This window comes from Gloeocapsa sp. PCC 7428 (assembly GCF_000317555.1).
In the GTDB taxonomy this organism is placed as follows: Bacteria; Cyanobacteriota; Cyanobacteriia; order Cyanobacteriales; family Chroococcidiopsidaceae; genus Chroogloeocystis.
In genome coordinates, this window is sequence record NC_019745.1 from 1,671,032 (window position 1) to 1,686,610 (window position 15,579).

7 protein-coding genes are annotated in these 15,579 nt (G+C 41.6%); all 7 read left to right on the top strand.

Annotated features, from left to right (window positions below; all coding sequences use genetic code 11):
• The first annotated feature begins 32 nt into the window (after positions 1 to 32).
• Positions 33 to 4,985, top strand: coding sequence for a type I polyketide synthase (locus GLO7428_RS07370; protein WP_196797473.1), 4,953 nt, complete (start codon positions 33 to 35; stop codon positions 4,983 to 4,985).
• 59 nt (positions 4,986 to 5,044) lie between these two features.
• Positions 5,045 to 6,730 carry an SDR family NAD(P)-dependent oxidoreductase gene (locus tag GLO7428_RS28350; protein WP_015187940.1) on the top strand — a complete coding sequence of 562 codons (1,686 nt, stop codon included), beginning with the start codon at positions 5,045 to 5,047 and terminating at the stop codon, positions 6,728 to 6,730.
• Positions 6,731 to 6,753: 23 nt separating this feature from the next.
• Positions 6,754 to 10,014 (top strand): type I polyketide synthase, encoded by a 3,261-nt coding sequence (locus GLO7428_RS07380; protein WP_015187941.1) that lies wholly within the window; start codon positions 6,754 to 6,756, stop codon positions 10,012 to 10,014.
• 56 nt (positions 10,015 to 10,070) lie between these two features.
• Entirely contained in the window at positions 10,071 to 11,708 is a 1,638-nt protein-coding gene (locus tag GLO7428_RS07385; protein WP_015187942.1) for a PfaD family polyunsaturated fatty acid/polyketide biosynthesis protein, read from the top strand.
• Between the two features lie 8 nt (positions 11,709 to 11,716).
• Entirely contained in the window at positions 11,717 to 13,237 is a 1,521-nt protein-coding gene (locus tag GLO7428_RS07390; RefSeq protein ID WP_015187943.1) for a thioester reductase domain-containing protein, read from the top strand.
• A 112-nt stretch (positions 13,238 to 13,349) separates the two neighbouring features.
• Complete coding sequence (locus GLO7428_RS07395) at positions 13,350 to 13,646, top strand: acyl carrier protein (protein ID WP_015187944.1); 297 nt, start codon at positions 13,350 to 13,352, stop codon at positions 13,644 to 13,646.
• A gap of 34 nt (positions 13,647 to 13,680) precedes the next feature.
• The gene (locus GLO7428_RS07400) at positions 13,681 to 15,510 is read left to right on the top strand and encodes a hypothetical protein (RefSeq protein ID WP_015187945.1); all 1,830 of its coding nucleotides are present in this window, start codon (positions 13,681 to 13,683) and stop codon (positions 15,508 to 15,510) included.
• Positions 15,511 to 15,579 lie beyond the last annotated feature (69 nt).

Below are 15,579 nucleotides of genomic sequence, written 5' to 3' on the forward strand. Positions count from 1 at the left end.
CATTGATGAAGCTAATACAAAAGAAAAAAAGCATGGCTGATAAAGTATTAGAACAAGACCCCATCAATACTCAACTTCAAAAGAATCCGATTGCCATTATTGGTATCGCTTCGCTGTTCCCACAGTCGAGAAATACACAACAATACTGGCAAAAAATTATCGAAAAAGTTGATTGTATTACTGATGTGCCACCTTCGCGCTGGGATGTTGATGCCTATTACGATCCAGATCCGAAAGCGCCTGATAAAACGTATTGCAAACGCGGTGGTTTTATTCCAGATATTGACTTTAATCCCATGGAATTTGGGCTACCGCCTAATATTTTAGAAGTCACCGACGTTTCGCAATTGCTCGGCTTAGTCGTTGCCAAAGAAGCAATGGAAGACGCAGGGTACGATGAAACGCGGCAGTTTAATCGCGATCGCACCGGAGTCATTTTAGGCGTTGCCTTAGCAAGACAGTTAGCCATGCCTTTAGGTGCAAGATTGCAATATCCCATCTGGGAAAAAGCCCTGAAAAGCAGCGGTTTATCCGATGCAGACACGCAAAAAATCATCGACAAAATTAAAAGCGCGTACGTCAACTGGGAAGAAAACGCCTTTCCAGGAATGCTTGCCAATGTTGTCAGTGGTAGAATTGCGAATCGCCTTGATTTTGGCGGAACAAACTGCGTCGTCGATGCGGCTTGCGCAAGTTCATTGGGGGCGCTGCGCATGGCAATGAGCGAGTTAGTCGAACATCGCTGCGACATGATGTTGACAGGCGGTGTCGATACCGATAACTCGATCGTCGCGTATATGTGCTTTAGTAAAACTCCGGCGGTATCCCCTAGCCAAAACGTCAAACCTTTCGATGCGGAATCAGATGGGATGATGCTAGGCGAAGGCATCGGCATGATCGTCCTCAAGCGCCTTAGCGATGCTGAACGTGACGGCGACAAGATTTATGCCGTGATTAAAGGCATTGGAACTTCCAGCGATGGCAAGTACAAAAGTATCTACGCGCCGCGCCCTGAAGGACAAATCAGCGCGTTGCGCCGCGCGTACGAAGATGCAGGCTGTGCGCCGGAAAGCGTAGGCTTAATTGAAGCGCACGGAACAGGCACAATGGCAGGCGATCCTACTGAGTTTACCGCTTTAAAAGCCTTTTTTGAAGAAACAAACGTCGGTAAACAAAAAATTGCCCTTGGTAGCGTTAAGTCGCAAATTGGACATACCAAAGCCGCAGCTGGTGCAGCAAGTCTCATTAAAACAGCTTTGGCACTGCATCATAAAGTCTTACCACCGACAATCAACGTCACAAAACCGAATCCAAAACTCAAAATTGAGGATTCACCATTTTATCTCAACACCGAAACGCGTCCTTGGTTATCCAGCGAAACGCCGCGACGGGCTGGCGTGAGTTCGTTTGGCTTTGGCGGAACGAATTATCACGTCGTTTTAGAAGAATACACCAAAGAACATAACAACTATCCTTATCGAATTCATCAAACGCCCCAGATTGTCTTACTATCCGCCGCGACACCCGAACAGTTACAGCATAAGTGTGCTGATTTACTCGCACAGTTGCAAGGAGAAGCCGCAGAACAACACTTTGCCCAAGTTGTTGGTGCATCGCAAACGCTAGAAGTTCCGGTGACAGAGGCAAGGCTTGGTTTTGTTGCTGATTGCGCAAGTCAAGCGATCGCCTTACTGCAAATCAGTATTGAACAACTTAAAAACAACTCAACCGATTGGGAACATCCCCAAGGCATTTATTATCGCCAAAGCGGTATCGATCCGACAGGTAAAGTCGTCGCGCTGTTTTCTGGGCAAGGTTCGCAATACCTTGATATGGGTAGAGAATTGGCAATCAACTTTCCCTGCTTGCGACAGGTTTACAGCCAGATGGATAACCTGTTAACTCAAGACGGATTACAGCCGATCTCCGAAATTGTGTTTCCGCCTCCGGTGTTTGATAACGCGCAACGCCAAAAGCAGCAAGAAGCTTTGCAGCAGACGCAATACGCGCAGCCAGCAATTGGAGTATTTAGCGTCGGATTGTACAAAATATTTCAACAAGCGGGGTTTAAACCTGATTTTGTCGCTGGACATAGTTTTGGTGAATTAACTGCATTGTGGGCGGCTGAAGTTTTAAGCGATCGCGATTATTTATCGCTTGTCAAAGCGCGGGGACAAGCAATGGCAACTCCCAAGCAACCCCACTTTGACGCAGGGGCGATGCTAGCAGTGAAAGGCGATGTCAGTCAAGTGACAACATTCATCAAGCAGTTTCCGCTAGTAACGATCGCCAACTTCAACTCGACAAAGCAAGTCGTTTTGGCGGGAACCAAACTAGAAATTGCCCAAGTACAACAAGCTTTGAATGCGCAAGGCTTCTCCACTGTTGTTCTCCCTGTCGCCGCCGCGTTTCACACGCCGTTAGTCGGCTACGCACAAAAACCTTTTGCCCAGGCGATTGAAGCAACGCGTTTTGCAGCACCAAAAACCGCAATTTACTCGAATGTAACAGGGAAACCGTATCCCGAAGCACCCCAGGCAATTCAAAAAATCCTCAAAGAACACTTACTTAATTCGGTGTTATTTAAGGATCAGATCGAGAATATCTATGCAAGTGGGGGTTACTTCTTCGTTGAATTTGGACCAAGAAATATTTTGACGAATTTAGTCAAAGAAACACTTGGCGATCGCCCGCACTTAGCTGTGGCGGTGAATGCACACAAACAACAAAATAGCGATCGCACGCTGCGATCGGCAGTTCTTCAATTGCGCGTCGCAGGATTGTCTCTGAAAAATATCGATCCTTACCAATTAGAAACGAAAACTCCTACTCCAAAAGGCAATAAATCCCTCAACGTCCGCTTAAATAGTGCAAACTATATTTCAGAAAAAACACAAGCCGCATTCGCGCAAGCTTTAGCAGATACACACATCTCAGTCGCCCCACCCGTGCCATCTACACCAGTGACAAACGGACATCATCCGCAGCCAGTACCTGCTTTTAGTCAACCAGAAGCAGCCACCACTGTAACGCCACCACCCACCACAGTGGACTATCAAAAAATGTTGGACAGCATCGAATCTACGCTGGCACAGTTTAACGATCATCACGGTGACATCTTACAAGTCCACGAAGAATCGCTAAAACACCAAAGCGAATACGCGCAAACGTTCTTTCAACTTACGCAGCAGCAAAATGTCTTACTCGCCGACGCCCAAGATGCTGCGGTAAGAGATAGCTTGGAACGCAGTATGATGCGGTTTCACGATCATCAAGCAGAAACTTTGCGAATTCACGAACAATATCTGCAACAGCAGATGGAACATTCGCACAGCTTTTTTCAACTGATTGAACAAAAATACGAATCCGCGATCGCACAAGGCGTAACGAAAGCGTTTCAACCAAAACCATCTATCAGCAATGGTAACGGTAACGGACATCACGCGAATGGTCATGGTGTTTCCTTCGTAGAACAAAGCAGCAAGCCTGCTGAGAATATCGCTGTCAAACCGTCGCCTAGCGAAGCGCCATCTGAACCCCTACTACCAATAACACCCCCTGTCACCGAACCATCAATTTCTGCACCCACAGCATTAATCGATGTTGCCGATTTAAGTCAAACACTGCTGAATGTCGTCAGCGATAAGACAGGTTATCCAGTGGAAATGCTGGAGTTAGAAATGGACATGGAGGCTGATTTAGGGATTGATTCGATTAAGCGCGTCGAAATTTTAGGCGCACTGCTTGAATTGTACCCAGGCTTACCACAACCAAATCCTGAGGAATTGGGCGAATTGCGTACTCTCGGTCAAATTGCCGAGTATATGAGCCGGATCGCGACAACACTTCCGGTAAAAGCTGAAGTGACAACAGTAGACGCAGTTGTTCAGGATGAAGTGACGACACCTGTAGTATCAATTCCGAACCCTCCCATCGAACCATCAATTTCTGCACCCACAGCATTAATCGATGTTGCCGATTTAAGTCAAACACTGCTGAATGTCGTCAGCGATAAGACAGGTTATCCAGTGGAAATGCTGGAGTTAGAAATGGACATGGAGGCTGATTTAGGGATTGATTCGATTAAGCGCGTCGAAATTTTAGGCACACTGCTTGAATTGTACCCAGGCTTACCACAACCAAATCCTGAGGAATTGAGCGAATTGCGTACTCTCGGTCAAATTGCCGAGTATATGAGCCGGATTGCCGGTAATTTAACTGCAACGGAGACACTGCCAAAAAAGCAGGATAGCGGACAACCAGAGATCAGCCACAATATTATGCGCAGTGTGGTGAAGTTGAAAGTTCTACCGCCTCCCGATCGCTTGGAATGTCACTTACCCCAACAGCACGTTTGTTTAATTACCGATAATGGTTCGGCATTAACATCACAATTAGCGCAGGCTTTAATTGCCAAAGGCGAAAAAGTTGTTGTTTTGAGTTTTCCCAAATCTGTAATTCCGCAAAGCGCAGGTGTAGAAAAGCATATTCCACGTGTTGTTTTGGAGGACTTGAGTGAAACACATCTGCAACAACAGTTAAATGCGATCGCGCAACACGGTTCTATTGGAAGTTTTATTCACCTTCATCCGACGATTCACAATGAACGCGAGGAGATTGCTTACCTTAATTCAGAAACCGCCTTACTCAAACATATCTTCTTGATCGCCAAGTATCTCAAAGAACCACTTAATTCCTCCGCCACCCAAGGGCGCAGTTGTTTTATAACAGTAACGCACCTTGACGGCGAATTGGGTATCGGACAAAAAAATCACTACAGTGCGATCGCTGGTGGGTTGTTTGGACTGACCAAAACACTGAATCAAGAATGGGAAACGGTATTCTGTCGCGCTATTGACTTCAGCACGAATATCGACGCACAACAAGCCGTACAACACATCCTCGCAGAAATTCAAGATCCCAATCGTTTAATTAGTGAAGTAGGCTACGGCGCTAAGGGGAGAGTCACGCTTGTCAGGGACTAGTGACTAGTGGAAAAGACATCCTACCTGTCATGAAAACTTTCAAGAATCGGAATAAACGCATGAAAAGCCAGGTTGACTCAAATTCTGTATTTCTTGTCAGCGGTGGTGCTAAGGGGATAACTGCACAATGCGTTATCGAATTAGCGAAAGCGAAGCAATGCAAATTTATTCTTTTAGGACGTTCTTCGCTCACGCCAGAACCTGTATGGGCTACAGGATGCACGAGTGAAGCGGAACTGAAAAAGCGCATTATGGAGTATCTGATTGCGAGTGGGGAAAAACCAACTCCCGCTACGGTGCAGAAACACTACAATGCGATCGCATCAGCCCGCGAAATTCAAGCAACTCTCGATACCATCGCTCAAGCGGGTGGCGAAGCCGAATACCTCAGTGTTGATGTCACCGATGCAGCAGCGTTACAAGCGATCGCCGAACGTCTGGAAACAGTCACCGGAATGATTCACGGCGCGGGTAATCTAGCGGATAAGCGGATTGAAAAAAAATCTGCGCAAGACTTTGACAAGGTTTATAACGCCAAAGTGACGGGTTTAGCCAATCTGTTGCGTTGTATTCCGATAAGTCAGTTACAACACTTGGTTTTATTTTCTTCGGTTGCAGGGTTTTATGGCAATGTCGGACAAGCTGATTATGCGATCGCTAACGAAGTTCTCAATAAATCAGCGCAGCTTGTCAAATACTACTATCCTGATTGTCATGTTGTGGCAATCAACTGGGGACCTTGGGAGAGCGGGATGGTTAGCCCTGAATTAAAAAAAGCATTTGCTGAACGCAACATTGAGACAATTCCGATCCAAGTTGGTGCCAAAATGCTTGTGGATGAACTTGCCTCAACTCATCAAGATACCCAAGTTGTGATTGGTAGTCCTTTAATCTTTTCGGAAACCTTCAATTCTCAACTACAAACTTTTCGCATTCAGCGTCACCTCACTTTAGCGGCTAATCCATTTTTACAAGATCACGTCATTGCCAATCGTCCTGTGCTTCCAGCAACTTGCGCGATCGCTTGGATTGCGAATACTTGCGAACAACTTTATCCTGGTTATCATTTTTTAAGCTGTAGAAATTACAAAGTTCTCAAAGGAATTGTTTTTGAACCTACCACGCCCAATGAATATACACTTGAACTGCAAGAAACTAACAAAAACAACATAGAAATTGAATTTGATGCTAAGATTTGGAGTAAGAATTTAGAAGGAAAAATTCGCTATCATTTTAGCACGCAATTAACTCTAAAACGCCAAATTTCTTCTTCCCCCAATTACGATTCTCTTAACCTCAATTTCGACCAAAGTTATTCTTCTGAATCTTTCTATCAGGATGGTTCCGCCAGCTTATTTCATGGCAAAAGCTTTCAGGGAGTTAGGCGAGTTCTCAATATAACCCCAGAAAAAGTAACGATTGAGTGCTTACTTCCGCAAGTCAGCGAACAGCAACAAGGGCAATTTCCCGTCCAAACATTTAATCCCTATATCGTTGATGTCCAAATTCATTCTTTGTGGATTTGGTCGCAATATTTTCATCAGCACGGATGTTTACCTTCAGCAATTCATCTTTACGAACAATTTACTCCGGTTTCTTTTGATGAAATATTTTATGTCTCTTGTGAAGTCAAGTCTAAAACAGATAGTAGCGTAGTTGCTGAGGTCATTACTCACGACAGTCTAGGAAAGATTTATTCGCGCATGACTGAAGCTAAGGGAACTTTATTGCCTTTAAAGTCATAAGAACCAAAGAGTAGAGGTAAACGATGTTGACGCAAAAACAAGCTCCCAAAATAGCTATCACTGGGATGAACTTGATTGCAGGTTCGTGCCAAGATTTAGACAGCTTTGAGCGAATTGTTTATGAAGGAAAACAAAATTTTATTGAGTTACCTCTAAGTCGCTGGCAAGGTAAAGCAGAACAGCTTCTTAAGGAAAATAAAATTGAAAATAATCAAGTGCCTTTAGGAGGGTATCTACCATTCAAAATTGATGAGCAACTAGCAATTGACAATATAGAAGAATTAAATCCGCAAGAACTATTAATGCTTAAAGTTGCAAATAATGCTTTGCAAGATGCGGAAATTAAGCCTGGTGAAAAAGTTGCTGTTATTATTGCTACGGCAACTCAAATTTCGCTACAGAAACTTTATAGTAAACAGCAGTTTACTCGACAACTACAAACAATTTTGGCGGGGAAAACGACAACGAATCATTCGGCGTTGGCTACAACAAATATTAGTCAGACACAAAGTGAATATCGTAGTCCTCTAGAAAACACGATCGCAACTCGCATTTCTGCGTTGTGGCAATTTGAAGCACCCGCGTTTACACTAACAGCCGAAGAGAATTCAGCATTTAAAGCGCTAGAAGTTGCCCAAAATCTTCTTGTACTCGGCGAAGTCGATGCGGTTGTTGTTGGTGCAGTCGATTTAGCTGGTAGTAGTGAAAGTGTTTTATTACGCAATCAGTTAGCCAAAATTAATACAGGTGTTCCTACTTTAAGTTATGACGAAAATGCTAATGGTTGGATCGTTGGTGAAGGTGCGGGTGCAGTTGTTTTAAAGTTACTCGATACCGCGATCGCCTCATGCGATCGCATTTATGCGGTGATTGATGCGATTAGTTTACTGCCACAGCATACAACTTCCGCGTACGATTCCGCAGCGGTTACGCAAGTTTGTCAACGCGCTTTTCAAATCGCCGATCTTTATCCCCAAGATATCGACTATCTCGAAGTGCATGGTAGTGGAGTAGAAGCAGAAGATACCGCAGAAATAGCAGGTTTACTCGCCGCGTATCAAACATCGACTGAACTCAGTTGTGCCATTGGTAGTGTCAAAGCCAATATCGGACACACCTATGCAGCAGCTGAAATTATGAGTTTGATTAAAACTGCGCTATGCCTATATTACCGCTATATTCCTGCAACACCGCAGTGGAGTCGTCCCAAAAACCCCGAAATTTGGCAAGAAAGTCCTTTTTACGTCGCGACAGAATCGAAACCTTGGTTTAGCGCGTTAGAGAAGCCAAGAAGCGCTGCAATTAATAGTATTTCCTTGGATGGCAGCTACGCTCATATCATTTTATCTGAAGACACAAGCAAAAAGAACTTGACGCGATTTTATGCAGATAGCAATCGGTATTTGACTCAAATGCCATTTTATCTGTTTGCGATCGCTGCTGAAAATCAAACTGATTTAATTGCGCAACTGCACGCACTAGAACAAACAATTAAAGATAGTAACGCTTTAACCACAGCGGCAAGTCAAACGTTTACCACCTTCCAAAAGCAAGCAAATGCAGCTTATACGCTAACACTTCTCGGACGCAACAAAGACGATCTATTACGGGAAATTCAACGCGCCTTTACAGGTGTAGAACGCGCATTTGAGCAAAACGGCGATTGGCACTCACCTGTAGGCAGTTATTTTACGACAAATCCCTTAGGGAAAAAAGGTGCGATCGCCTATGTTTATCCTGGGGCATATAACTCTTACGTTGGTATTAGCAGAAGTCTATTTCGCTTGTTTCCTCAAATTTACGACGATATTGTTATTAAAAGTGCCTGTAACCGCGTTGCCAATATTGAAAAGCTTCTCTATCCGCGCAGTTTGCACAAGTTATCAAAACGCCAATTAGAAAGTATTGAACAGCAATTGCTAAACGATCCTTTGGCAATGCTAGAGTCAGAAATGGGCTACGCTGGACTTGTCACAACAATCTTTAAAAATTACTTTCAAATCAAACCACAATGCAGTTTTGGCTACAGTCTTGGCGAAACTAGCATGATGTTTTCTCACAGTGTTTGGACGGATTTTCAAGAATGTAGCAACGCGTTAAATTCCTCATCCTTATTTAGTACTCGGCTTGCTGGTTCTAAAGATGCTGTCCGTGAATTTTGGGGTTTACCGCTAGTAGAAAATCCTGATGAATTTTGGAGTACCTATGTTTTAATAACTTCAGTTGCTGATGTTCAAGAAGGTATTAAGCAAGAAAATCAAGTTTATTTAACTCAAATTAATACTTCCAAAGAATGTATTATTGCAGGAGAAACTCAAGCCTGTTTGCGATTCATTGAAAAATTGAAGTGCGACGCTTTCCGCGCTCCATTTAATCATGTAATTCACTGCGAAGCAATGCGATCCGAGTATCCTGAACTTGTCAGAATCAAAACTTTACCTGTTCAAAAGATTCCAGAAACTATCTTTTATTCATCCGCAAAATATGCACAGATCGCACTCAATAGTGAATCTATCGCGCATCATATTGCAGAATGTCTTTGCCAGCAAGTTGATTTTCCTCGCTTAGTGAATCGTGTTTATGCTGATGGCGTACGCGTCTTTATTGAAGTAGGCGCGGGAAGTCATTGTTCGCGGTGGATTAGCGAAAATCTCAAAGGTCAAGAACACGTGACAGTATCCGTGAACCGCCGAGGTGTAGACGATCATACATCCATTCTCAAAGCCTTAGCAAAGCTTCTGAGTCATCAAGTTTCTCTCGATTTATCCTCCCTGTACGCGCGATCGCTGGAAACATCTTTAGAACCACAACAAGAATCCTTAAGTTTAACTTTACCTTTAAATCAAGCCAAAAGTGACGACAATCAAATTGAATTAGATAGTGTAGAAAATTCTGCTGTAGTTAATAAAAACATCGTCATTGAGCAAGTACCTATGCAAGTTTTACAAAGAGATAACACGACAATTTCAGTAGAAGCTATTCCCACATCAGCCGAAACTATCAAGGTTATCAAACAGACAAATCCAGTCATACCGTTGGTATCACAGCAGACAGTCTTACCTAAACGCAATCATTGCCTTGAAGATAACAACACCTATTTGAAATTAAAAGAAAACAATCAACGCACAACTCAAATCCATACACAATTTCTCCAAGCACGCCAAAAAGCTTTACAACAAATGAGTAGAATGATTCAGCTACAAATGAACTACTCGCAATTAGTAACTCAAGATATCAATACAAATCCTCCAGTTAGTAAACCAGTTAGTTTATCTATCTCTTGAAGATGATGTTAATAAGTCACTAACAGGTATTGATTATCGTTAGAGGATTAACAAACGTGGTTAATACAATTAATAAAAGCGATCGCCTCAAATTCACAGGTGCATCAACTCAAGCTTGGTATGGTTCGCTAGATACCGTTGCCTTTGATGAAGCAGGAATCAAAGCGAAACTGCTCAATTTAGCTCAACCTTGTTACATTGTGCGCTCAAATAACCAAATTGGCGCTACGAATGAAGGTTACACCTACACAGCCAATAATGGCAAAAGCGGACAAGCCGAACTCTTAACCGCTACTCCCCCTTTATCTACGTCACAACTAGGTGATGCGAGTTTTCTCGATTTTCATCAGGTGAAATATGCCTACGCCACAGGTGCAATGGCGCACGGAATTGCATCAGAAGAACTCGTCATCGCTTTAGGAAAAGCAAAAATATTGAGTTCCTTCGGTGCTGGCGGTTTAGCGCCTTCTCGTGTAGAGTCTGCCATCAACCAGATTCAGCAAGCACTACCCGCAGGACCATACGCTTTTAATTTACTGCATAGTCCTAGCGAACCTGCGATCGAACGACGTGCAGTCGATTTGTATCTCAAATACGGCGTGACAACCGTAGAAGCTTCAGCGTTTCTCGATTTAACTCCTAACGTTGTTTACTATCGTGCGGCTGGATTAAGCCTTAATTCTCATCAACAAATTCTTACCAAAAATAAACTTATTGCTAAACTCTCGCGTCGAGAAATAGCGATTAAATTTCTTCAACCCGCCCCGACAAAAATTCTTAAAGAATTAGTCGCTCAAAATCTAATTACAGAATTACAAGCAACTTTAGCCGAAAAAATTCCTGTCGCTGATGATATTACAGTAGAGGCAGATTCGGGCGGTCATACTGATAATCGACCATTAGTTTGTTTACTGCCTTCAATTTTAGAATTACGCGACGAAGTTCAAGAAAAATATGGTTATCAACAACCTGTACGAGTCGGTGTTGCAGGAGGAATTTCGACACCACAATCTGCACTTGCTGCTTTCATGATGGGTGCTGCTTATGTTGTCACAGGTTCAGTAAATCAATCGTGCGTAGAAGCGGGAACTTCGCCCCACACAAAAGAGTTACTCGCGCAAGCAGAAATGCCAGATGTGATGATGGCTCCCGCCGCAGATATGTTTGAAATGGGTGTAAAATTACAAGTTTTAAAACGAGGAACGCTATTTCCTGTACGCGCCCAAAAGTTGTATGAATTGTACAAAAATTACGACTCAATTAATGAGATTCCAGCAGTAGAAAGAGAGAAACTCGAAAAACAAATCTTCCGTAGAAGTTTAAATGACGTTTGGGAAGATACCGTCGCTTATGTATCGACAAGAAACCCAGATAAAATCCATAAAGCGGCGAATAACCCCAAATTAAAAATGGCGTTGATTTTTCGCTGGTATTTAGGTTTATCTTCGCGTTGGTCTAATTCTGGTGAAAAAGGAAGAGAAATTGATTATCAAATTTGGTGTGGGCCTGCAATGGGAAGTTTCAATGATTGGGTTAGAGGTTCTTATTTGAGCGAACCAAGTAACCGTAAAGTTGCTGATGTTGCTGACCAAATTATGACCGGAGCAGCCTATTTATACCGCATTCAAATTTTGAAGATGCAAGGTCTTCAGTTACCAATAGCTTTTCACCAATATCGTCCATCACAATTTTAGGTTTCGTTATGGTATTATCCGATTCTCATACTCTACAAAAAACATATACAGCAACAGATATTCAAACTTGGTTAATTGCTCAAGTTTGCGAACAAGTAGGAATTGAACCTGAAGAAATTGATATTCAAGAATCATTAGAAAGCTATGGATTGGATTCAGCCCAAGCAATGACAATCGTCAGCAAAGCTGAACACTTTTTAGGCTTTTCGTTATCCCCCGTTTGGCTATGGCATTATCCAACAATTGCAACCTTATCACAACGCTTAGCCGAAGAATTTACGCTAGAAAGTCAAGCAAAGCAAGAATCATTCGCGGTTGATACGATACCTAAGTTAGATTTAAGTGCGGAAGCCGTTTTAGATGCAACTATTTCTCCTGAGGATGCTTTTTTAGATGCAGTCGATGAACCTGAGAGCGTTTTTTTAACAGGCGGGACTGGATTTTTAGGCGCTTTTTTAATTCAAGAATTATTGCAAAAAACCGCAGCAGATGTGTACTGTTTAGTTCGTGCTGCTCATCCAGAAGAAGGCAAAAAAAGACTTCAACAGAATTTAGAAAGATACAATTTGTGGCAAGATGAATTAAGCGATCGCATCATTCCAGTTTTAGGCGATTTATCGCAACCATTACTAGGATTGTCTTCTGCCCAATTTCAAATGCTGGCTGGAAATATTGATGCTATCTATCATAGCGCAGCGTTGCTCAATTACGTTTACCCCTATTCTGCACTCAAAGCCGCAAACGTTTTAGGAACACAAGAAATTTTACGATTGGCGTGTCAATTTAAAGTCAAGCCCGTTCATTATGTTTCTAGTGTTGCAATTTTTGAGTCAGCCAATTATGCAGGTAAAGTTGTCAAAGAACAAGACGAGTTTGATCATTGGGCGGGAATTTACCTTGGTTACTCGCAAACCAAATGGGTTGCAGAAAAGCTAGTTAAAATCGCACGCGATCGCGGACTTCCTGTGACAATTTATCGACCGCCACTCATTGCTGGACACAGCAAAACAGGTGTCTCCAACGTTGATGACTTTATCTGTTTGATGCTGAAAGGCTGCATACAATTAGGCAGTTTTCCTGATATTGATTATATGTTGGATATGTCGCCTGTAGACTATGTAAGTCAAGCAATTGTTTACTTATCGCAGCAAAAAGAATCTATTGGGAAAGCTTTTCATCTACAGCATCCGCAACCAATTCACATTCGTGAGTTTTTTGAATGGGTTAAATCTTTAAATCATTCTATTCAACCTATGCCCTACGAACAATGGCAAGCCGAAGTATTGAATAGCGTATGCTCTGTAGACAATCCTTTATACACATTACGACCTTTCTTGCTAGAAAAATGGTCTGATGAGCAGCTAACTATTCCAGAATTGTATATGCAAGCAAGAAGACCACAAATAAGTTGTGAACAAACTGTAGAAGCACTTGCTCATTCTGATATTTCTTGTCCTTCAATTGATGCACAGCTATTCGGTAAGTATTTATCCAACTTAATCGATAATGGCTTTCTACAAGTTGCTTAGTTAATCATTCATATCAGCATCTGCTGCATTAGGGTGCAAGATTGCTCTAAATCTATCCTTGACAACTTTCTATCAGTTAATAGAATTTATTTTTGCTTGCAGGGATACTTAAATGAACCAATCGCAACCAAATTCAATCAAAAATACATATACCGCAGCAGAAATTCAGAATTGGTTAATTGTCCAAATTTCAGAGCAATTGGCAATTGAATCTGATGAAATAAATATTCGAGAACCTTTAGACAGCTACGGCTTAGATTCTGCACAAGCCATGCTCATAGCTGGAAAAGCAGAAAAACTGTTAGGATGTCAAATCTCGCCTGTTTTGATATGGCATTATCCAACCATTGAAGGGCTATCTCAACGCTTAGCCGAAGAATCAGAAGACTCAGAATTTTTTGAGATTTAGTATTTCCTCAGTAAACTATTAGGGTTTTCTTATCATGAAAGTCACTGAGCTTCTGCACAATCTTAGTCAACAAGGTGTTCAACTCCAGGTTAACAACGATAAACTTAGTATTCGTTCTAGTAAAGGGGTATTATCATCCGAAATTCGCGCAGCCTTGGTTAAACATAAAGCAGAAATTATAGCATTACTTCGTCAACAAGAAGTTGCCACTGTTTGTGGTTTAGAACATGAATTAAGTTTGCCAACTATTGGACGTTTAATTAGTGGTTATTTTCAAGCTGCAACAGATTTTAAACCACCAATTATCAACCCCAAGTTTATGGCAACAAAGCTAACAGTGACATTTAAACCATTACCAAAAGGATATAACAATCTGCAAGTTATTCAATTCAGAGAGGAGTTAGAAAGTAAGCTAATAGAGTATGGAGTTAAAGTTTTACCTTGGCAACAAGCAACAAAAGTACTTCGCTACAAAATCACTGTACCTATACTAGGTTGGCAAAAATCTTTTAGTAGTAAAGTTGTCAAAATGGGTGTTGATGCTGTTATTGATGTAGAAAGACATTACTCTTATCTGAGAAAATTTGGTATTTGGGTAGCAGAGAAAGGATATGAAATCTATTCTCACTTTGTAACCAGGTTGTCTGTTTCTAGAATTGCTAAACTTAGTAGTTGGGCAGAAGAACACGCGGCTAAATATATAGAAGATCCCACTAATACTCAGGTTATTGTACTCACAAAACTGGATGAAGAACTGACAAATCCTGACTTACCTTATACTAGAAAAATTAAAGTAGGCTTAAGCACATTAGTACGCACCTTTAGTGAAATAGTTTTAGGAGTTTCTGAGCAAAACATTTCTATTTTAAACATGAATCTTTCAGACTCTATACACTCAAGAAAAGACATTGATAGCTTTGTATTAAAATCCTTAATTCCTAAAATTTTTGTTCCAATATTCCCTTTACCATTAAGTAAATTTGAAATAGGAGAATATGCTCCCAAATCATCTATTTACGCTGCCCATTTAGTGAAGCTTGGTAATAAATTAGCATCGACTGAATTATTTCCCCCTGGTGCTCAACTCAGTCAAATTCTTAAAAGAAAATCTCATCGTGATATTGTTAATGTTATTGTTAATGGCAGAACAGGAGTTTCTTATGGATTTGTTGCCTATGTAGAAGCTCCTTATTATATGGGTGCTAGAGAAATTAGTGCGAATCAATGGATAAAGCTATATCCTGTTGAAGGATTTAACAACGATGAAGTTCGACAAAATGAGATAGGAAGAAGATATATTCGCATCAAAGTAGCAGATGAGTATTTATATAAGCAAATCCCAGATATATGGCTTGTCAGTTCGCGATCTGGTGCAAACAAAACTAACTTGAATCTAGAAACTGATGTGATTCGAGTGGGTTTGAAAGAGAAGTTGTACCTACAGTTACCTCAAGGTATTACTCCAGAGACTGACATTAAACCTTCATATGATATTTATGTCATGCTTGCTATTGCTTTAGCAGCAGCTTTATATGTACCACAATTAATTAAATTAGGTGCTCCAATCGTTCATTTTCATGGTTATCCAGCACAAGCTTGGCTACTTCCAAATGAGTATTGTGTCGGAGTGAATAACCCTTCGGTACCTTGCGGTACTTACGAATCAGGAGTGTTTAATTTCTTAGGAATATCAAGCTTAGCACAACGGAAAGATATAGCTTTGATTAGCTTGATAGAACCGGATCACGGAACAAATATAATTGCTGCTGATCTAGACTATTTAGTAGCAAGGTTACAAGCAGGATGTAGCAAAAAACAAATTGAACTAGGAGGAAAAAATTTTGCTTCACTGCAAGAAAAATGAAAGTGACACTATTAAACTAAACGCAGCGATCGCCCTGCAATTACTTCTAGTCACTATGTCGGTATTTGA